The 22,191-nt window shown below is 39.7% G+C and carries 16 protein-coding genes; 5 read left to right on the forward strand and 11 right to left on the reverse strand.

The window, feature by feature from the left end:
* Positions 1-8: 8 nt before the first annotated feature.
* Genes HYI04_RS08275 through HYI04_RS08295 form a run of 5 tightly spaced genes read right to left on the reverse strand, consistent with a single transcriptional unit; the run spans position 9 to position 5,752 of the window.
* Positions 9-794 carry an acetoin reductase gene (locus HYI04_RS08275; RefSeq protein WP_010326711.1) on the reverse strand — a complete coding sequence of 262 codons (786 nt, stop codon included), beginning with the start codon at positions 792-794 and terminating at the stop codon, positions 9-11.
* An 11-nt stretch (positions 795-805) separates the two neighbouring features.
* The gene (lpdA, locus tag HYI04_RS08280; protein ID WP_010326710.1) at positions 806-2,206 is read right to left on the reverse strand and encodes a dihydrolipoyl dehydrogenase; all 1,401 of its coding nucleotides are present in this window, start codon (positions 2,204-2,206) and stop codon (positions 806-808) included.
* Positions 2,207-2,217: 11 nt separating this feature from the next.
* Positions 2,218-3,753, reverse strand: a complete 1,536-nt coding sequence (locus HYI04_RS08285; RefSeq protein WP_178896065.1) for a 2-oxo acid dehydrogenase subunit E2 — start codon at positions 3,751-3,753, stop codon at positions 2,218-2,220.
* 1 nt (position 3,754) lies between these two features.
* A complete protein-coding gene (locus tag HYI04_RS08290) occupies positions 3,755-4,774 on the reverse strand; it encodes an alpha-ketoacid dehydrogenase subunit beta (protein WP_004979604.1) in 1,020 nt (339 codons plus the stop codon).
* A gap of 15 nt (positions 4,775-4,789) precedes the next feature.
* A complete protein-coding gene (locus tag HYI04_RS08295) occupies positions 4,790-5,752 on the reverse strand; it encodes a thiamine pyrophosphate-dependent dehydrogenase E1 component subunit alpha (protein ID WP_010326708.1) in 963 nt (320 codons plus the stop codon).
* 342 nt (positions 5,753-6,094) lie between these two features.
* Here HYI04_RS08295 and lipA point away from each other — a divergent pair, with 342 nt between their 5' ends.
* The 4 genes from lipA (at position 6,095) to adeS (ending at position 10,934) form a co-directional block, all read left to right on the forward strand.
* Entirely contained in the window at positions 6,095-7,069 is a 975-nt protein-coding gene (lipA, locus tag HYI04_RS08300; RefSeq protein ID WP_010326707.1) for a lipoyl synthase, read from the forward strand.
* Positions 7,070-7,302: 233 nt separating this feature from the next.
* Entirely contained in the window at positions 7,303-8,394 is a 1,092-nt protein-coding gene (locus HYI04_RS08305) for a transcriptional regulator (RefSeq protein ID WP_010326706.1), read from the forward strand.
* Positions 8,395-9,109: 715 nt separating this feature from the next.
* A complete protein-coding gene (adeR, locus tag HYI04_RS08310; protein WP_010326703.1) occupies positions 9,110-9,838 on the forward strand; it encodes an efflux system response regulator transcription factor AdeR in 729 nt (242 codons plus the stop codon).
* Positions 9,828-10,934 carry a two-component sensor histidine kinase AdeS gene (gene adeS / locus HYI04_RS08315; RefSeq protein WP_010326702.1) on the forward strand — a complete coding sequence of 369 codons (1,107 nt, stop codon included), beginning with the start codon at positions 9,828-9,830 and terminating at the stop codon, positions 10,932-10,934. The genes adeR and adeS overlap by 11 nt, the downstream gene beginning before the upstream one ends.
* A 40-nt stretch (positions 10,935-10,974) precedes the next feature.
* Here the strand turns inward: adeS and HYI04_RS08320 are convergent, their stop codons facing one another.
* From HYI04_RS08320 to HYI04_RS08335, 4 genes are all read right to left on the reverse strand, one after another.
* Positions 10,975-11,517, reverse strand: a complete 543-nt coding sequence (locus tag HYI04_RS08320) for a GNAT family N-acetyltransferase (RefSeq protein ID WP_010326701.1) — start codon at positions 11,515-11,517, stop codon at positions 10,975-10,977.
* A 77-nt stretch (positions 11,518-11,594) separates the two neighbouring features.
* Complete coding sequence (locus HYI04_RS08325) at positions 11,595-14,696, reverse strand: multidrug efflux RND transporter permease subunit (protein WP_010326700.1); 3,102 nt, start codon at positions 14,694-14,696, stop codon at positions 11,595-11,597.
* Positions 14,696-15,859 carry an efflux RND transporter periplasmic adaptor subunit gene (locus HYI04_RS08330; protein WP_171056720.1) on the reverse strand — a complete coding sequence of 388 codons (1,164 nt, stop codon included), beginning with the start codon at positions 15,857-15,859 and terminating at the stop codon, positions 14,696-14,698. Before HYI04_RS08330 ends, HYI04_RS08325 begins: the two co-directional genes overlap by 1 nt.
* Before the next feature lie 745 nt (positions 15,860-16,604).
* A complete protein-coding gene (locus HYI04_RS08335; protein WP_010326697.1) occupies positions 16,605-17,543 on the reverse strand; it encodes a LysR family transcriptional regulator in 939 nt (312 codons plus the stop codon).
* A 203-nt stretch (positions 17,544-17,746) separates the two neighbouring features.
* Here HYI04_RS08335 and HYI04_RS08340 point away from each other — a divergent pair, with 203 nt between their 5' ends.
* Positions 17,747-21,217 carry an indolepyruvate ferredoxin oxidoreductase family protein gene (locus HYI04_RS08340; RefSeq protein WP_010326696.1) on the forward strand — a complete coding sequence of 1,157 codons (3,471 nt, stop codon included), beginning with the start codon at positions 17,747-17,749 and terminating at the stop codon, positions 21,215-21,217.
* A 179-nt stretch (positions 21,218-21,396) separates the two neighbouring features.
* Here HYI04_RS08340 and HYI04_RS08345 read toward each other — a convergent pair whose 3' ends face one another.
* Together HYI04_RS08345 and HYI04_RS08350 are read right to left on the reverse strand one after the other, a co-directional pair.
* Positions 21,397-21,693, reverse strand: a complete 297-nt coding sequence (locus tag HYI04_RS08345) for a hypothetical protein (RefSeq protein ID WP_256732961.1) — start codon at positions 21,691-21,693, stop codon at positions 21,397-21,399.
* An 84-nt stretch (positions 21,694-21,777) separates the two neighbouring features.
* A partial coding sequence (locus HYI04_RS08350) for a transposase (RefSeq protein WP_178896066.1) occupies positions 21,778-22,191 on the reverse strand: 414 nt, incomplete at its 5' end.

The following is a 22,191-nucleotide window of genomic DNA, read 5'->3' on the forward strand; positions in this document are numbered from 1 at the left end:
TGTTGATATTAACGGTAAACCATTCCACCATCTGTCAAAATAGACTGACCTGTAATATAGTTTGCATCCTCGCTGGCTAAAAATGCAACTAATGCAGCCACGTCATCTGGTGTTTCAGCACGTCCTAAAGCAATACCATCTACATATTTTTTATACGTTTGACCAATTGGTGCACCTGTAATTTCAGAGAACCGCTGATCTATTTCGACCCACATGTCTGTACCAACAACACCCGGACAATAACTATTTACAGTAATTTCAACACTGGCATATTCTTTAGCCGCAGCTTGCGTCAATGCACGAACTGCAAATTTAGTTGCCGAATAAACACCGAGTAAAGCAAAGCCTTCATGACCTGCTATTGAGCATGCATTAATAATTTTTCCAGCCTGTTGGCGTTGTTTAAATTTATTTGCTGCGGCTTGAATCCCCCAAAGTACACCACCGACATTGATGTTCATAATTTGGTTAAATTCACTCGGCGTTACTTCTGCCAAAGCTTTGACTTGTGCAATACCTGCATTATTAATCATGATATCAAAGCCATTAAGTGTCGATTCTGCATGATTAATAGCGTCACTGATTTGTATTGGATCTGAAATATCCGCAATAAATGTGGTGGCTTTTACGCCAAAGGCTTCAACCTCTTGTTGAACAGTATTTAACTTTTCTTGGTGAAGATCGACCAATCCAATATGAACACCTTCTTGTGCTAAACGTAAGGCAATACCGCGTCCAATACCTTGTGCCGCACCCGTAATTAATGCAACTTTATTGTTTAAACCTCTAGGCATGTTGCGACTCCTTAAATATGGATTGCACGTTGCATCGCCGACAAGACCGACTCATGCATCGCCTCAGACAAAGTAGGATGAGGGAAAATGACCTGCGCTAAGCTTTCATCTGTAGCTTCTAGGTATTTCGCGATGGCAAACCCTTGAATGTGTTCGGTGACTTCATGTCCAACCATGTGAGCACCCAACAATTCACCTGTTTCCTGACTAAAAATGGTTTTAACAAATCCTGCGCTATCGCCCAAAGCCAATGCTTTACCATTCGCTTGTAAAGGAAACTTACCCACATTGATATTCAAGCCCGCAGCTTTCGCTTTCTGTTCTGTCAAACCAATACTGGCCACTTGCGGATGGGTAAAGATACAGCCCGGAATTTGTGTACGATCTAAAGCATGTACATGACTTAGGCCTGCAATTTTCTCCACACAAAGAATGGCTTCATGACTGGCTTTGTGTGCCAAACACGGTGCGCCTGCGACATCACCAATTGCATAAATGCCCACTACATTGGTTTTACACCATGAGTCGACTTTAATAAAACCATTCTCAAATTCGATTCCCAAAGCTTCTAGGCCAAGATTTTCAGCATTCGGTTTCACGCCAATAGCTGAAAGCACCTTTTCAACAGTAATTATTTGCACACCTGTGGCAGTTTCAATATGACAATGTACTTGAGCCTGATCAGTTTCTATTTTTTTTACAGTCGCTTCGGTTAAAACCTGCATACCCTGCTGTTCAAATTGCTTTTGTACATACTTCGCAACTTCAATGTCTTCGCTAGGGAGAATCTGCTTGGCAATATCAACCAAGGTGACTTGGCAGCCTAAGTCTTGGTATAGGCTTGCAAATTCACTGCCTATAGCACCCGAACCAATGACCAGTAAAGATTTTGGTAATTGTTCTGGAACTAAAGCCTCTTTATAACTCCAGACCTGATGGCCATCTACAGGAATATGAGGCAAATTGGCCGCACGTGCGCCTGTTGCGACAATAATATGCGGTGCAGAAATCTGCTGTTTTTGACCATTCGCATCTGTAAGCTCTAATTGCTCTTTGGCAATAAACTGGGCTGCTGAGTTAAAAACAGTGATTTGATTTTTTTTCAATAGTTGACCGATACCTTGCACGAGTTGCTCAGAAACCTGTCTGCTATGATGGACCAGTTTTTGAATGTCAAAATCAATCGCGTTAAGCGTAAAGCCAAACTGCCCAGAATGTTTGAACTGCTGCGCAAGCGCAGCCCCGCTCAATAATGCCTTGGTTGGAATACATCCCCAATTAAGACACACTCCGCCTAAGTGTTGTTTTTCAACGATTGCCGTTTTTAATCCCAGTTGCGCTGCGCGAATCGCAGCGACATATCCTCCAGGACCAGCACCAATAACCACAAGATCAAATTGTGTATCTGACATGGCTATTCCTCCTACACCAAAATTAATGCAGGATTTTCGACAAACTGCTTAAATGCCGATAAGAATTGAGCACCCAACGCACCATCAATGACACGATGATCACAAGACAATGTTGCGGTCACCATTTCACGAACAACAATCTCATCATTTTCAACGACAGCATGTTTCTCTGCTGCACCTAAGGCTAGAATTGCACCTTGAGGCGGGTTAATAATTGCATCAAACTGTGGAATACCAAGCATGCCCAAATTGGAAATACTGAAACTGCCCCCTTGAAACTCATTAGGTGCCAATTTTCCAGTTTTGGCACGTGTCGCCAGATCACGCATATCATTGGAAATTTGCGCCAAAGATTTACGGTTCGCTGCTTTAATAATTGGCGTGATCAGTCCATTTTCGATGGCTACAGCAACCGAAATATCAGCCTGTTCAAACTGTAAAATCTGCTGATTCTCTTCATCAAACTGAACATTAACTTGTGGAACTTTAATCAGTGCAGCAGCAGCAGCTTTAATCAGCATATCGTTAATGGACAGTTTGACTTGCGGTACAGTACTGTTAATTTGCTGACGCAAAACCTGAACCGACTCAACATTTAAGTCTATCGTTAAGCGAAAATGTGGTGCATTGCGTTTTGCCGCTTGTAGCCGTGCAGCGATTGCTTTACGCATACCATTCATAGCTACGGTGGTGAATTTTGCAGACTCTGTTGGATGCGCATACTCAGTATGTTGAGCTTGTACAGGATTTTCCCGTTGATATACAGCTTCAACATCTTCCTTACAGACTCGTCCACGTGAACCTGATGCGCGACAATCATGCAAATTAATGCCCCATTGTTTTGCCAAACGGCGGGCAACAGGTGTCGCTAGAACATAACTGTCATCTGCTTTAGATTTCGCGGCTTTCGTGCTGGCTTGATGACGTACATCTGGCCAAGAACCACCAGCAGCTTGAACTGCGGCCTGAATATCTTGAACACTGATACGGCCTTCACGTCCAGAACCCGTAATCTGAGCCAAGTTTACATTATGCTTTTCAGCCAATTTCAAGGCATGTGGCGTTGCAAAAATATCATCGCTTTGTTGGTAGCCTTGTAACTCATCAGGAATAGAATATCCGCCCTGAGTCACCGCTTTTGATCCATTATCAACACTGTTCTGTTTAGGAGCAGCTTGTACTTTGGTTTCAACTTGAGCCACATCGACTTTTTCAGGAACCGCTGCTACCGCTTTATTTTCAGTTACAGCAGGTGTTCCACCTAAAGACTGTGCAAATGCTTCAACTTCTGCATCGGAAACTTGAGCGTCTGCACAAATTGCAATGATTCCACCTACGACCAGTGTGTCACCATCGTTAGCAATAATTTTTCGTAGCAGGCCATCAAAAGGTGCCTCCAATACATTGACGATTTTTGTGGTTTCAATTTCACAAATTTCCTGTCCTTTACTAAATTGGGTACCTTCCTGAATCAGCCATTGGGCAATCGTACCCTCTTCCATGGACAAACCCCATTTTGGGATTTCTAAAGTTTTAATTTCGCTCATCCTAAGCCTCCAACGTCTTGCGTACAGCCTGTTCGATGCGTTCTACACTAGGTAGCCATTCTTTTTCTAGTACTGGTGAAAATGGTACGGGTGAGTGTGGTGGAGTGACTAATTCGATTGGTGCTTTAAGATAATGAAAGCCTTTCTGGGCAATAAGCGCAGCCACATCATGTCCGAAACCACAACGTGCTGCTGATTCATCTACAATCACCACACGACCTGTTGAAGCTACTGACTCTAAAATGCCATCTTCGTCTAATGGTGAAATGGTTCTAGGGTCAACCACTTCAACCGAAATGCCTTCTTTTGCGAGCTTATCAGCGACTTCATTGGCACGATGCACCATCAAACTTAAGGCAATAATGGTGATATCTGTGCCTTCACGGGTGTAATTTGCGACACCAAAAGGAATGGTGTAGGCCTCATCTGGTACTTCGCCCTTAATGTCATATAACAACTTGTGTTCACAAAAGACTACTGGGTCATCATCTCGAATGGCTTGAATCAACAACCCTTTCACATCATAGGCGCTCGAAGGCACCACCACTTTTAAACCAGGCACTGAGGCAAATACGTTATATGGCGACTGAGAATGCTGTGCTGCTGCAGAAAAACCTGCACCAATCATGCCACGTACAACGAGTGGCGCTTTGGCTTTGCCACCAAACATATAGCGGAATTTAGCCGCTTGGTTATACAGCATGTCATAACACACGCCGTAAAAATCCATGAACATTAAATCTGCCACAGGTCTTAAACCCGTTGCAGCAGCACCTGCCGCCATACCAATAATCGCAGATTCTGTAATTGGAGTATCAATGACTCGCTCAGAACCAAATTCAGTCCATAAGCCTTTGGTCACGCCAAGCACACCGCCAAAACCTTCCAGTTTATTGTCATCGGTATTTTTGCCACCATGCCCACCACGAACATCTTCACCAACCACAATGACACTTGGGTCTCGGCGCATTTCTAATTCAATTGCTTCTTTAATTGCGTTTCGATAACTTTTATTTGGCATTTTTCTACTATTCCTTTAGTAAGAGACATAAACATCAGTAAGTAACTGAGAGACTTCTGGGTACTTAGCTGCACGTGCTTTTGCAACGGCATCGTCTACATTGGCTTTAGACTGGGCATCAATCGCATCTAGCTTGGCTTCGTCAATTTTGCCTTTGATTTTTTCACGGAATATTTTCAATGGGTCTTTATGTTCTTTGACATAATCCAGTTCTTCTTTGGAACGGATAAGCCCCGGATCACCTTCAAAATGTCCATAAAAACGGTTTGTTACCGTTTCAATCACACTCGGACCTTCACCACAGCGGGCACGTTCAATGGCTTTTTGTGCAACTTCATACACAGCAAAAAAGTCTGTTCCATCTACTTTTTCAGCGGGTAAGCCAAAACCTGCTGCTCGGCCTGCAATGTCTTTACTGCCTACGGCATAGTCGTGTGCAGTGCCTTCACCAAAACCGTTGTTTTCAAAAACAAAAATGACAGGGAGCTTTAACACGACAGCCATATTAATGGCTTCAAAAGTTAAGCCCTGATTTGATCCGCCATCACCGGTAAAAGATAGACCAATCCCACCATTTTTCAGTGTTTTAGCACTTAAAGCTGCCCCAATAGCCAAAGGTGGACCACCACCCACAATACCGTTTGCACCGAGCATGCCTTTATCTAAGTCCGCAATGTGCATTGAGCCGCCTTTACCACGACACAAACCATCATCTTTGCCAAAAATTTCTAACATCATGGCATGAATGTCACAGCCCTTGGCAATACAATGTCCATGACCACGATGCGTTGATGTAATGAAGTCCTTGTCTGTTAAATTTTCACAGATCCCTACGGCAACAGCTTCCTCGCCGCTATATAAATGGATGAAACCGGGAATATCACCTGTATTATTTTCATCGTGAAGTCGATCCTCAAATTCACGAATGTCGCGCATTCTTTTGTATGCTGCTAGCAATTGCTCTTCCGTTAATTGCATATCTTTGTTCCTTATTAACTACGCTTAAAAGAAAATCCAAAAATTAATGGTTGAATTTTTAAACCGTATATTTATATAAATATATTTTTATTTAATTTCATATTAGACTAAAAAAAAATAATGCATAAAAAGATGAGAAAAATATTAAAAACAGAAGGTTGAGAACTTAAAGAATTTTTAAAAATTTTACAGTAGTTCAATCACATATGAAAACAAACCTTTAACCAACCTTTATTTTATATGATAAGTTTTTTGCACTGTTTTAATTTTATTAAAGCACCTAAAAGAGCTTATTTAATATCGGGATCTATATTAATTATTTTAAACGATGGAGTGTTTGTAATGGATTTAAATAACACAGTATTAACTGGAAAGAAGCTACGTGGCGCTGAAAAAATGGCGCGTATTCCAATTAAAGTTGTTCCAACGGAAACGACACCGAAAAAGCCAGAATGGATTCGGACTAAAATTAGTCAACCTGAGGAAGTTCAAATCATTAAGGATTTATTACGACAACAGAAACTACATACGGTTTGTGAAGAAGCGGCCTGCCCCAATTTGCCACAATGCTTTAGCGGAGGGACTGCAACGTTTATGATCATGGGAGATATTTGTACTCGACGCTGTCCATTCTGTGATGTCGCACATGGTCGTCCTAATATCCTAGATCCTAATGAGCCAAAGCATCTGGCTGAAACAGTCAAGAATCTAAACTTAAAGTATGTCGTGATTACTTCTGTTGATCGAGACGACTTAAAAGATGGTGGTGCACAGCATTTTGCAGATTGCATTCGAGAAATTCGTCAAACCAGTCCAGACACTTTGATTGAAGTTTTAGTTCCTGATTTTCGTGGTCGCGCAGATATTGCACTTAAGATTCTGAGCAAAAACCCACCTGATGTCTTTAATCACAATATTGAAACCGTGCCACGCCTGTATAAAGCCATGCGACCAGGCGCTGACTATCAGCATTCATTGGATTTACTTAAGAAATTTAAACACTACTGCCCTGATATCCCAACGAAATGTGGTTTGATGGTCGGTTTAGGAGAAGTCGAGGCTGAGGTTATTGTCTTATTAAATGATTTGAAAGATTATCAAGTAGACTATGTCACAATCGGTCAATACTTACAGCCATCTAAATCTCATGCGCCAATTCATCGTTTTGTTACGTTGCAAGAGTTTAAGCATTATCAAACACATGGAGAGCGCTTAGCGTTTAAAAATATTTGGAGTGCGCCATTAGTACGATCAAGTTATTTTGCAGACCGTCAGTATCATGGTGAAGCTGTGCCTAACCCTTACATGAGCGAATGACTTTTCATCCTATTTACGTTTATTAACATTTCAGATGGAAATAGTCATTTTCAGCTCATAAGAACACTTTTAAAGTAGCTCAAGGACTGGTAAAGCCAAAAGATCTAATTTAACCAAGCAAAGAAAAAAGCATTTAAAATCGAAGCAAGAAGAAATGACGTAAATGACCATAAATTTTGAAGCTCATTTCTAAAGTTTAAAAATATTACAGTCTCATCATAAAGGAATATGATATGAACCTGTTCAATACCGCATCTGCAAAACAGCTGCAAACGACGCATTTAATTAATCAAACTACTGTACATGCTGCCCCTGTTTTAGCATTGCCTCAAGAAGATCAAACGTCTTTATTCCGCCGCTCTATTCAGCATAATTATGCTGACTTACTCAAAATAGCGGATGATTCAGATATGGCGATTGGTCTTACAGATCATCACGGGACTCTCTTATGGACATGGAGTAGTTCAGCCATGCTTTCTTCTGCTGAACAGGTACATTTTATTGAGGGCGGACATTGGTCTACACAGGCAGTTGGAACCAATGCGATTGGTATGACCTTGAACAGCCAAATTTCAAGTTGCGTCTATTCTCATGAAAACCAAATGGACAGTGTTCGTGATTGGGTTTGTTATGCCGCACCGATCTGGGATCCAGCATCAGGTCAATTTCATGGCATTATTAACCTTTCCACAAAATATAAAAAACATACGCCTTTAGGGCTGCTTGCAGTTGAACGCTGTGCAGATTTAATACAACGCGCCATAAAACTTGAACAGCAAAATTTTTTATACATTAAGGCACTAGGCTCGCCTTGGGTTCAATTTAATGGGCATACATTGAACTTGAGTCACCGTCAAATTGAAATACTATGCATTTTAGCTTTGTATCCCCATGGCATTTGTTTAGAAGAGTTACACTATGCCCTTTATGGTGAGCGTAGTGTCAGCCTAAAAACCCTAAAGGCTGAGCTTTCACAACTTCGTAGCTTATTACCCCATTCAATTGAGGCTCGCATTTATAGGCTTAGCTGTGAAGTTCAATGTGATTTTTTACGTGCTGAACAATCATTAAATGCAAATCTTATATCCAGTACATTCTCGCTATATAAAGGTAGCTTTTTATCTAAATCAGAAAGCCCATTACTCAGCACATGGAGACATTGTTTTGATGCCCGTTTAAGCCAGTTGATCTATCAAATAAAGGATATCGATCAATTATTACGAATTATTGGGCAAACACATGATCGAATTGATGCAATACAACGCTTATTAGAACTCTTACCACAAGATAGCGCCCACCGTAATTATTTTTCTAACCTAATTTAAATATTATTTTTGGCTTCAACTCTAAAGTTTTATTGTGTAGAAGATTGAAAAGGAAGTATGACTTTCATACTTCCTTTAATAAAATTTAAAATTGAGAACTAACTACAGTGAAGTCTAGTAATTCACTTACCTAGCTTTGACACCCAGTTTGTCGCTGGATGGTGTACCCATGCCATTACTACAGCTTTAATAGTTAAAGCCACCAAATCTTCTAAGTCTAAGTTATGTAAGTGTGACTTACCATAAGCGCACGTCTATGCCGTGATGGTGACGATAAATATTTAAGAATGCTGACAAGCTTCATCCACCGTTGGTGATATAGAGGATCGGCATCCCCTTTCTTAAAGGGGTTTCAATGAGGTGTGAATAGCCCCCACTCTTCTAGACAAATTTAGTCTATTCTTAAGACCTTTTTAGTAGGAAAATATCTATTCATAGCTAGGTTCATGAACCAAATATTTTACAAGTTGTAACTTTAGTACTCTAAGTAATTAAATTTGTTGTTTATTAAACATAAATTTAATTGTGAACTATATTATAGGTGAACATAAGTTAAATGAATAATAATTAATATTTTGTTCATTAATACTGATATACAACGAATTTTATTATATGTCACCCCTCAATTACAAATATAAATGACTGCTCGTCTAATCATCTCCATTACACAATTAAATGTTAAAATGCATAGCTAGCTTCATCTAAGATAAAATATATGTATCCAAATCTACAGCACAGCTTCGAAAACAGCGTCATTCTTGTTGTTGAAGATGATTATGATATTGGTGACATTCTTGAAAAATACATAAAAAATGAAAACATGCAAGTCATTCGTGCATTGGATGGACAGCAAGCTTTAGAGTGCCTGAAAAACTACTCTATCGACCTGATTCTCCTTGATATTAAATTACCCAAACTAAATGGCTGGGAAATTCTACAAATCATTCGTCAAACAAGTCATATACCTGTAATTATGTTGACTGCATTAGATGATCAAGTGAATAAGATTATAGGGCTAAAAATGGGTGCTGATGACTTTATTATTAAACCATTTAATCCGAATGAAGTGATTGCGCGAATACAAGCTGTACTTAGACGAAGTACAAGTCAAAATACTGAAATTAATCATGTTATTCGTTATAAAAATATTGAAATTAACCCTGAATATCATCAAGTTTACATTTCAAATGGTCAAAGAAATCAGCTACTCAACCTTACTTTAACTGAGTATAAAATACTGGTTTTGATGGTGAAAACACCAAATAAAGTCTTTACGCGTAATGAATTGATCCAAAACTGTATGCCTGAAAGTGATGCTTTGGATCGCACTGTAGATAGCCATATCAGCAAGTTACGCAAAAAACTTGAGGAAAATTATGTAAATGGCTTGTTAATAAATGTCCGTGGCGTGGGTTATCGCTTAGATCAAAACTATGAAATTTAATTTTTTAAAAAACTCAGTTGGAATTAACTTTCAGTTTATCATCATGATGAGCCTACTCAATTTAGGCGTTACGCTGTTATCTTTCATGATTGGCTATTTTGTTTATAGCTGGGCAATCGAAATCGGCTTTTTAGATTTCCAAAGTGTTAATTCAAATGAATTTTTCATCACATCCGTAGACTTTATATGGCTATTTTTAGTTTTATTAACAGGCTTTTTTCTTTCTACTCTCCTCGCCTTTAAATATGGAAAACGCTATACACAGCCAATCAGTGATTTAGCCGATGTTATTCAGCAAATTCAACAAGGAAATTTAGCACTCAGAATTAAACAGCCACATCATGATATTCCACATGAAATAAAATCACTCATAGAGAACTTCAATGCCATGGCAAACCAGCTTGAAGTATCGGTTAAGAATTCAACCGTTTGGAATGCTGCGATTGCGCATGAACTAAGAACACCTGTGACAATATTACAAGGCCGTTTGCAAGGTATTGTCGATGGCGTATTTATTGCCGATCAAGCTTTACATCAAAGTTTATTGAACCAAGTCGAAGGCTTATCTTACCTTGTGGAAGATTTACGGACACTAACACTGATTGAAAATAAACAATTACGTTTAGAACTAGAAAAGACCAATTTAAAAGACAGTATTGAAAAATGTCTGCAGATGTTTCATGAACGGTTTCAATTTAAAGGTTTAACGACTGTTTTAAATTTGACGGATGAATTGGTTTGCGTTGATGTAAGAAGGATGGAACAAGTCTTTATTGCATTATTCTCTAATTTTCTAAGATATTCGAATGCTGGACAAATCAATATAACAACAGTGACCACAACAGAGCATTGGGTATTAACATTTGAAGATGAAGGCCCAGGTATTAATGAATCGCATCTTGAACACTTGTTTAAACCCTTCTATCGTTTGGAAGACTCTAGATCCCGTTTAGATGGTGGTACAGGATTAGGCTTGGCAGTGATTGATGCAATTATTGAAGCACACCAAGGTCATATTTATTATTCTAAATCCAAAAGCTTAGGCGGCAGCTGTTTTACAATACAGTTAAAGGCCCAAGCTAATTTGAGTATTTAAGTTAAAAATACTCAAATTAGCATCATAATTCTTTTAAAAATCAAACTTTATTAACACCCCACTCTTTCTTTAGGATTGCATATTGCATGGTATTTTCATATTTTGGTGAACCATCTGGATTTTTAATAAATGAGATAAATTCTATAAAATGTCCCTCTTTACGAAAACCTAAACGCTCGCAAAGTTTTTGTGAAGCGGTATTGTAATCTTCGACATAGGCATAGATTTGTCTCGTATCTAATTGATTAAATAAGTAATTTATAAATGTATAAGCACTTTCGTTGGCATAACCTTTGCCATGAAATTTTTCATTAAAATTCCAGCCAATTGAATATGTATCTGGTTCTTCTTTGATAAAGAAAATCTCACCAATGAGTTGATCAGAATCTTTCAGGCATACTGCAATACAGTCATTGTCATTTTGCCTTTTGTGAATTTTAGCCAGTGCATTTTCAATCGTTGTTGTCGTATCGGAGGCAAAACAATTGGTGATTGGCTTTGATAAATATTCTAATAATCCTGACGCATCTCGTTCTTCAAATGTTCTCAAGATTAAACGAGGGGTTTCGATTCGAATTGTCATATTCAATCTCGCATGATTCATCATTAAATTTGGGGATGAGCTGAAATATATTATGTTCAGCTCACCGATTTAGTGAGTTAATGCGCAGCTTTGCGTTTCGAGAATTTCTCTACCATGCTCATGACTACAATAAAGAAAATCGGTACAAAAATAACAGCCAAAACAGTTGCACTGATCATGCCACCAAACACACCTGTACCAATCGCTTTTTGAGTTTCAGAGCTTGCGCCACTGGCAATAACTAAAGGAATAACGCCACAAGTAAATGCTAGAGACGTCATTAAGATTGGGCGTAGGCGCAATTTTGCAGCAGCAACAGTTGCTTCAACCAACCCCATACCTTCTTCTCTCAGCGCTTTAGCAAATTCAACAATGAGAATGGCATTCTTAGCGGATAGACCAATAATCGTGATCATGCCAACTTTAAAGAAAATATCATTTGGCATACCTCGAATCATGACTGCAACAAAGGCGCCAATTAATCCTAAAGGTACAACCAACATCACAGAGAGTGGAATTGACCAGCTTTCATAAAGCGCTGCCAAGACAAGAAAGACGACTAACATCGACAACAGTAATAAAAACAAGGTTTGTGATTCAGACTGTTTTTCTTCTAGAGAAATCCCCGTCCACTCATAGCCCACGCCTTTCGGAAGTTGTTTAATCAGATTTTCCATTTCGCTCATGGCTTGTCCTGAAGACATACCTGCTGCTGGACTGCCAGTAATACTCAATGATGGGCGACCATTGTAACGATTGTATTGTTGTGGTGAATGTTGCCAAATTGGGCTGATAATTTCAGACATGGAAACCAATTTACCACTTTGGCTATTCACCTTAATCTGAAGAATATCCTCAATATTCATACGTGATTTGGCATCAAGTTGCACAATGACTTGTTGCATACGATCTTGATTTGGGAAATCATTGACATACATCGAACCCATCGAGGTCGAAATAATATCGGTCACATCACTGAAATTAACACCCAAAGCCTGCAATTTATCGCGATCAATTTTAAGCTCTACAGAACTGCCGTCAGGCAAACCTTCAGGATAGACCTCCGCCACGATTTTACTTTGTGATGCTAATGCTAAAAGCTGATCTTGCGCCTCTCTTAAAGCAGGCATACCAATGTTGCCATGATCTAATAATCGCAATGAAAAACCAGATGAATTCCCCAGTTCATCAATGGCTGGTGGTAACACAGACATGGTCTGGCCTTCTGAACTTTCAGCCATCGCCATATTGGCATTATTCACAACTTCTTGTGCCGTAATAGTACGCTCTTCAAATAGCAATAGATTGGTAAAATACATCGCTGTATTTTGACCAGAACCACTAAAGCCAAAGCCCAATACAGCCATGTTGTCTTTAATACCCGTCTCTTGGTCTAAGTGACTTTGAAATTCAGCAACGACTTTACGGGTACGTTCTTGTGTTGCATCCGCAGGCAGCTGAATCGAGGTCATAAACCACCCCTGATCTTCTTCAGGCATAAATGCAGTCGGTACTTGTTTAAAGCTAAAAATCAGCACAATAACAATGCCTAAGAAACACAACATTGCGATGGTTTTATGTTTAATTACTTTAAATAAACTGCGCTCATAGCGATTGTTCAGCTTCTCAAAACTACGATCAAACCAAGCAAAAACACCTTTTTTCTGATGATCTTGATCAATCGGCTTTAACATCGTTGCACATAAAGCTGGGGTTAATGTCAGTGCAAGGAATGCTGAGAATAAAATTGAAACCGACATGGTAATGGTGAACTGACGATAGATAATCCCCACCGAGCCTGCTGCCAAAGCCATCGGTAAAAATACAGCGGCTAACACTAAGGTAATACCAATAATCGGATTGGTAATTTCCTTCATGGCTTTAGATGTGGCTTCAACTGGAGATAAGCCTTCTGTCGCCATAATGCGTTCAACATTCTCAATGACCACAATCGCATCATCGACAATAATCCCGATCGCAAGCACCATACCGAACATGGTCAACACATTAATCGAAAAACCAGCAAGCAGCATGACTGAGAATGTGCCAAGCAATGCGATCGGTGCAACAATAGCTGGAATCAAGGTATAACGAACATTGTGTAAGAAGATAAACATGACAATAAAAACTAATGCCATAGCTTCAAGCAATGTCATGATTACTTTTTCAATCGAGACTTTTACAAAAGGTGCAGTGTCGTAAGGTATAGAGTATTTCATACCATCAGGCAATGCTGGGCTTAACTGTTCAATTTTCGCTTTGACGCCCTCTGCAGTCTTAACAGCATTGGCACCAGGGCTCATTTGTATCGCCACAGCTGTAGAGGCTTTACCATTTTCTAAAATCGCAAAGTTATACATCTGCGCACCAATTTCGACACGAGCGACATCCGACAGTCGAACATTGGCGCCATTTTGCTGAGCACGTAGACTAATATTTTTGAATTGCTCTACAGTTTCTAATTGACCTTGAGCCGTTAAAGGAATAGTAATTTGTTGCCCCGTCAAAGTAGGAACATCACCAATACGACCTGGTGATATCGGCAAGTTTTGGTTTTGGATGGCTGTATTCACATCTTGAATACTCAATCCATAAGAGATCAAATGGTCTGGATCGACCCAAATCCGCATAGCTTTCTCAGCACCAAAATTTTGGACTTTACCAATACCTTCAACCCGCTTTAATTCTTCAATCACATAGCGTGTCATGTAGTCACTGACATCAATTTCACTATATTTGCCATTCGGTGAACTTAAGCCCACCATCATTAAAAAACCAGATGATGCGGCGTCGACCATCAGTCCTTGTTGTCGCACTGTTTGAGGTAAGCGTGACTCAATGGCTTTAATTTTGTTTTGCACATCAACTTGTGCCAGTTCTACATCTGTACCTGGTTTAAATGTTGCGGTGATTGTTGCTGTTCCAGAACTATCTGAACTTGAACTGTAATACAGTAAGTTTTTGACACCTGACATTTCCCGCTCAATCAAAGTCACAACACTATCATTCAATGTTTTTGGCGTAGCACCCGGATAGGTCGCAGTAATATTAATCTGTGGTGGCGCAACACTCGGAAATCGCGCAATAGGTAACTTGGGGATGCTGAGCACACCTAACAATATAATAAATAAGGCGATTACCCATGCAAAAATAGGACGCCTAATGAAAAATTGAGACATTATTGCTGTCCTCCATTTTCCTGAGTATTTGTAGGTTGCCACTGCTTAATTTTTAGTTTTTGCTCAGGCTGTATACGATCAGCGCCTTCAACAATGACTTTTTCGCCTGCTTGTAGCCCTTGTGTTACTACATAGCTATTTTGATAACGTTGACCAAGCTGAACAGGCTTGCTTTGCGCTAAACCTTTTTGATTAACAATCGTAACATTGGCTTTACCGCTAATATCATGTTGAATCGCTTGTTCAGGTACTAGGAGTGCATTTTCAACTTGAGCTCGGCTCATATTGACTCGAACATACATACCTGGCAAAAGTTTTTGATTTTCATTATTGGCTAAAATTCGAATCGTGACATCACCAGTGTCAGGATCAACTTTAGTACCCGAAAATAGGATTTCACCTGTAACATGATAAGGTTTACCCTGACTATTCAGGATTTCAACCGTATGTTTGGTGTTTGACACGTCACCTTGCTGTAAAGCTTCCTGTAGTTTTTCATAATCACTAATTGATTGCTTCACATCGACGTAGACTTTATTAATCTGTTGTATCACAGCCATAGCATTTGTATCACCTTGACCAACCAGAGCCCCTTCAGTCACCAAAATTTCACCAATCGTTCCAGATATAGGGGCTGTAACAGTCGCATATTTAAGATTAAGCTGCTGTCTGCTTAACATAGCTTGCATTTGCGCCACGTCCGCTTTTGCTTTTTGATAATCTGCTTCCGTATTGTTGTATTCCTGCTGACTAACCGCATTTACTTTTACTAATTCAGTGTAGCGTTTTAACAGCACCTGCAAACGTGTCACCTCAGCCTGTGCACGGTTTAAAGTCGCTTGATTGCTTTTTACATCTGCCTGAAAAATTTCAGAATTTAATTTAAAAAGTGGTTGACCAGCTTGTACATAAGAGCCTTGTTTAAAAAGCACTTTATCAACAATTCCACCCACTTGCGGACGAATCTCAGCAATACGATAAGCTGCAACACGACCGGGAAGATTTTCAATTACATTTAAGGATTGCGGTAATACAGTGATGGTACTGACAACTGCCGGCGGCATTTCTGTTGGGGACTGATCAGCATCTTTGGATTGTGTACAGCCGATTAAAAATACAGTTGTAATAAGTATTGAACTTATTAAATGATGACGTGTTTGCATGCTTTTTCAGAGGGAGTTTTTAGATGCTAATATTTTGAAATAGCAGTGTTTATGAATTGCTGATGTTGTGTGGAGATTGTGTGGAGAGATTAAAATATTTATTGTTTAATGACACGCTTAAACAGCGTGGCTTGTAAATGGGTATAAATAATTTTGTAGTTCTACATTTTTTGATCGTATCTTAGTTTTTACTCATAGTTCATGAACTTTAAAATTCTAAACTAAGACTAATATCTACATAAGCAATTGAAAATAAAATACATAGTTTCTTTATAAATTTATGAAGTGAACTTTAGGTGAACATAAGTTAAATAGCATATCTAAGACTGTAGCCTACGCAACCTCAGTTGGTGCTACAGCTCGACATCGTGAATCCCAGTAAAATTATATTCACGATGCCGAGTACGCTAATGAACATAATATACGTTATGCCGAAATCTACGCGCGCAGCCTATCAATGTGATGATCTAACTTGATAAAAAACCGTTTGAGCTGATCTATTTCTCGATCGTTGTCTAATTCTGAATTTTGTAATTGTTCTAGTGCTGTCTCTAGCAGATCGCACATATATGAATAATCTTCTCTGGTTAGAACGCCTATTTTTCTGTCGTAATTAACTGTTTTGAACAAATGTGCATTTCGAATCATAAGTCTTTATCTGCATCTTATTTATGGACTGTGGTTCATGGTAAATCTACTTTTTTTATTTCATGTTTTCCTTAATGATCTGAATCGTGAATTGGAATTATAAAAAATAGTCTGTATCACTTTGAATTTTAGGAGAAATATGCTGCTCAACCCATGTTAACCATGCCCTTGTTTTAGCATCTATAAAATGACGCGATGGCAGTAATGTATAAACACCAATATCAGGTGATCTCCAATCTGCTAAAACACGGCGCAATCGCCCAGTACGTATAGCCTCAATCACAGCAAAAGTTGGAAGTAATGCGATACCCATATCTTGTTGCACCATGTCTAATAATAGTTCTGGTGTGTCAGCAATCAACTGCCCTGTAATATCGATTTGATACGAACAACTATCTTCACTTACAAGATGCCATTGCGGTGTAATCGATGGGTTCACTAATCTTAAACATGCATGTTTTTGTAGATCATCTAGTGATTTGGGTTCGCCATATTTTTCTAAATAAGCTGGTGATGCGCAAAGTAATGAAAATATTGTTCCAATTCTGCGAGCAACAAATCTGGAGTCAGCCAAAGATTCGGTGAGATATAAACTGACATCAATTCCTTTGGCTAAAAGGTCTGGCACATTCTGGGAAGTACGGTACTCAACCGTAAGCTCGGGATAGGTTTGACAAAACTCGGCCAGCATCGGAGACACATAATGATGACCAAAACTGGCCATACTCAAAACACGTAACTTGCCCTGCGGTTTGCTTGCCATTCCCATGGCTTGAGCTTCTGCTTCTTCCACCATTGCAAGCACTTGACGGCATTGCTCTGCATAAGCTGCACCAATATCGGTCAACGCATGCTGTCTGGTCGATCGTTGTAGTAATTTTGTACCTAAACGCCCTTCTAACTCGCTAATGAGTCGAGACACTTGCGCTGTTGTCAGTTCCATCTGCTCTGCGGCAGCGGTAAAGCTTCCACTATCAATGACTTTTAGGAAAGCATGCATTGCATGGAGTAATCCACCCTCAAGATTTTTGCGCATAACGTAAATATGTTTTTCTTAATTACGCATTGTTGCACCAGTCTGGATCACCCACAATGACATTAATGTACATACATTGAACAGTTTCATTGTCTTAAGTTGAACTGATCAATCTTTTTCCAAGTATGTCATTTACTCCAAATATTCAACGGGATGTTGAGAAAAGAAAGTAGCTCGATCTACAAAATTCAAAGGAGATATAAATGAATATAGCGACAAAATTTACCCCAAATAAAATTCCAACCAAGGATGTGTCACTTGAAGATAAATATCTCAGTGATGACGGTACTGCTTATATGACAGGTATTCAGGCTATGGTGCGTTTACCACTCGCGCAAACACGGCGGGATACTTTAAACGGTTATCATACTGCTGGTTTTATTTCAGGTTATCGTGGTTCCCCTGTCGGAAATTACGATAATTTTCTCTGGCAAGTTGAAGGCATACTCAAAGACCATCATGTTGTTTTTCAACCCGGTGTAAATGAAGATCTCGCTGCTACTGCAATTTGGGGTACCCAACAAGCCAATCTCGCAGGGCAAGGTAAATATGATGGTGTAACGTCTTGGTGGTATGGCAAAGGCCCTGGGGTAGATCGTTCTGGAGATGTTCTGCGTCATGCCAATCTTGCAGGAACATCAGAACGAGGTGGTGTGGTTGCCTTCTTTGGTGATGACCACTCTTGTAAATCGTCAAGTATTCCACACCAGTCAGAATACGTGATGATTGGTTGTGGCATTCCAATTTTTTACCCGACTTCAATACAGCAAATTCTTGATTTAGGTGCTCATGCGGTTGCCATGTCACGCTTTGCGGGTGTATGGACATCAATGAAGTTGGTCAGTGAAATCGTCGAAACCTCTGCTTCTGTTCATGTGGATTTAGATCGAGTTACTCCTGTTTTACCCCAAAATATTCAAATGCCTGAAGATGGTGTCAATATACGTTGGCCTGATCACGGCATTCAACAAGAAGAACGTCTTTATAAATATCGCTTACCCGCTGTATTGGCTTATGCACGTGAAAATCAACTAAATCAGGTGACATGGCATTGTCCTGATGCGCGTATTGGCATTGCAGCAAGTGGTAAAGGTTATTTAGATACGATTGAAGCGTTACGTATTCTCGGAATTGAAGGTGAAACGGCCCAACAGCTCGGATTGAGAGTGTATCAAGTTGCTTTAATTTGGCCTTTAGAACCGCAAGGTCTGCGTGAATTTGCCGAAGGTTTAGAAGAACTGATTGTTGTAGAAGAAAAACGCCCGATTCTTGAAGCACAAATTAAAGATGAACTCTATGCGCTTCCAGATGGCAAACGCCCGCGTATCATCGGTAAAGCGAGTGATGGAAAAGGTGAATGGAGTACATCGATTGATGAAGCGCCTTTGATTGGTCACTATGAATTCCAACCTGAACCGATTGCAAAAATGTTGGCTGCTCGATTCTTAAAATTAGATCTTCCAGAAAGCTTAAAAACGCAAATTCAAAATAGACTTGAGCTGTTACAAAAAGCAGAGCACGAGTCACGGCGTGTTTTAGATATTGCAGAACGTAAACCTTTCTTCTGTAGTGGCTGCCCTCACAACTCATCAACTAAGTTACCCGAAGGCAGTCGTGCACTGGGCGGGATCGGTTGTCATTATATTGCCGTGTTACAAGATCATGACACAGAAACGTTCACGCAAATGGGTGGTGAAGGTGTGAGTTGGGCTGGTGCTTCTCATTTCACCAATGAAAAGCATATTTTTGCCAATCTTGGCGATGGAACCTATTTCCATTCAGGTTATCTTGCTATACGCCAAGCGATCGCTGCAAAACTCAATATAACCTACAAAATTCTCTATAACGACGCAGTTGCAATGACAGGTGGACAACATGTCGATGGTCATCTCAGCGTGGCACAATTAACACGACAACTCGATGCTGAAGGAATCACAAAACAAGTCATTGTTACGGATGAACCTGAGCTGATTCATGCTGAAGAAGGTATTGCTGCTCATGTCGAGATTTACCACAGAAATGAATTAGATGATGTCCAACGCAAATTACGTGAGATTTCTGGGGTTACGGCGTTAATTTATGTTCAAACCTGTGCCAGTGAAAAACGTCGTCGTCGTAAACGCAATGCTTATCCTGATATTGCAGAACGCGTTTTTATCAATACTGAAATTTGTGAAGGTTGCGGTGACTGTTCTAAACAATCGAACTGTTTGTCGATCGAACCTGTTGAAACGGTATTAGGAACCAAACGTCAAATTAATCAAAGTAGTTGTAACAAAGACTTCTCTTGTGTCGAAGGCTTCTGTCCAAGTTTTGTGACAGTCCATACTCGTGATATGAAACGTCCAGAAATATTCAAAGGTATCGAAGCTGGCTGGCCAGAAAATCCTATCCTTCCTGAACTAGATCAACAACCTATCCGGATCATGGTCGGCGGTGTTGGCGGTACAGGTGTAGTTACAGCGGGTGCTTTACTTGGAATGGCTGCTCATTTGGAGGGTAAAGCTACACGTATCATGGATATGGCTGGGCTTGCTCAAAAAGGTGGTACGGTTTATTCCTACATACAACTCGCTACAGACGATGATCAAATCTCCGCAACCAAAATCCCTGCGGGTCAATGTGATCTTTTAATTGGTGCAGATGCGATTGTTGCAGGCAGTAATGCGGCACTTTCTCGTCTAAAATCTGACGCTGTTATCATCGTCAATGAAGATGGTTCCCCTACTTCTGATTTCCTTCAATCTCGTGATTGGTATGCGCCAATTACAGATTTGATTCACCGACTTCGTGGTCGAACGACTCAAGGAAAACTCACATCTTTACCTGTAACACGTATTGCCACACAGGTTTTAGGTGATGCAATCTTTGCAAATCAGATCTTACTTGGCATGGCTTGGCAAGCAGGTCAGATACCGCTTAAACGCGAAAGTATTGAAAAGGCAATTCACCTCAACGGTACGGCTACTGAAAAAAACCTTGAAGCTTTCCGTATCGGTTGTCATTTGATGAGTGAGCCTGACTTAGCCAAACGCATTATTGCAACCATACCAACAACGCGTAAACCAACCACGTTGGCCGAACTTGTTGAAGATCGTACAGCGCGTCTGGTCGAGTATTGGAATCAAGATTATGCAACGCAGTATCGAAATCTTGCTGAACAAGCTACCAAAGTATTACCCGAAGAACTCGCTGGAACCATTGCGACACAGCTGTATAGAGTCATGGCGTATAAAGATGAATACGAAGTTGCGCGCTTACTCACAGGAAAAAGCTTTAAACAAACGATTGAAACGCAGTTTGGCAAAGGTCTACGTTTAACCTATCACTTAGCACCACCAGCTTTGGGTGCTCATGGTGTCATACGCAAACGTGCTTTCGGATATTGGATACGCATTCCGATGATGATTCTTGCTCGCCTACAGTGGCTCAGAGAAACTTTTCTTGATCCATTCACTTTACAGCAAGAACGTCAAAAAGAACACGCTTGGCGTGATCGTTATATCGTATTTGTCAAAGCCATCAGTTCTACACCTGAAAGTTATGACTTATCTGTTGCTGAGCAAATCGCTCAATTACCAGCGGATGTACGAGGTTTTGGTCATGTCAAAATGCAAGCGATGGATGTAGCGATACGACGTTGGGATGAGCTTTCTTTGAGTCTTCGTAAATAACATAAATAAAGGAAATAGATTTATATAAGTAGCTGATACAGGATCTTAGGTTGTATCAGCTACTTATCATTTGGCGATGTTTCAAAATGTATGTTGATCGTTTTAACACCGCAAAATTTTGACTAAAAAGTCTTAGATTTGAGCCTACAGTACATCATTAGATAACGTAGACTTTTTTATTACGCATTTTCGTGAACTAATCTGCTTATTGCTCCAGCGAACAGTACACATACCATCATTGTGTAGACATCTAACAATTCTAATATTGTTGAAGGGATTTCTTGCTTATTTTTTTCGAAAGCACCATAAAGATAATATTTCAAAGGTTCAAGATCATCGATCGATATCTTAAAATTTACGCGGTGGCTAATTTTATTTCTTATCTTATTCATAGCCTTAATTGAGGGTATAAGTTCCTTATAAGGCTCAGAAATTTGAAAATTAGATAATAAATTTATTTTTTGAGCAAAGGTCAACTTACAGTCATCCCAACTTAAAGTCTTATATTCAGCTTTTAAATACTCATCAAGATAGTGTTCTATTATAGGACTTACGCACTGTTATTTATAGACTCTCTGTGGTAGCAGATGATTTTTATCGAGAATAAAGTCATCAATGAAGTTTTTGATCATTGGTCTAAATAACTTCTTCTGCCAACGATATACATTTTCAAAGATCCGCTCAAACTGGTTCTTTTGTATCTCAACATAGGCCATCAAGGCTGAAAAAATATGATTCGAAATCAGTTTAGATCGTCTTACTTGAAACTTTTCAATATGACAAACCTGTTTAATCACTCGGTGATATTGCTCTATTTTCCAATGACTTGAATGTAATTCATGAAAATCCTCAAAGGACAATAAATCATCTTCATCTTGATGCACAATATAAAACCTCTGCTGTTCTTTTAACTGAGTCTTAAATAATTGTACAAAGCCAAAATCTTTGAGCCAGACCACTTGACCCTGATGGAA

Origin of the sequence: Acinetobacter sp. SwsAc2, from assembly GCF_013391465.1 — a bacterium.
Lineage (GTDB): Bacteria > Pseudomonadota > Gammaproteobacteria > Pseudomonadales > Moraxellaceae > Acinetobacter > Acinetobacter johnsonii.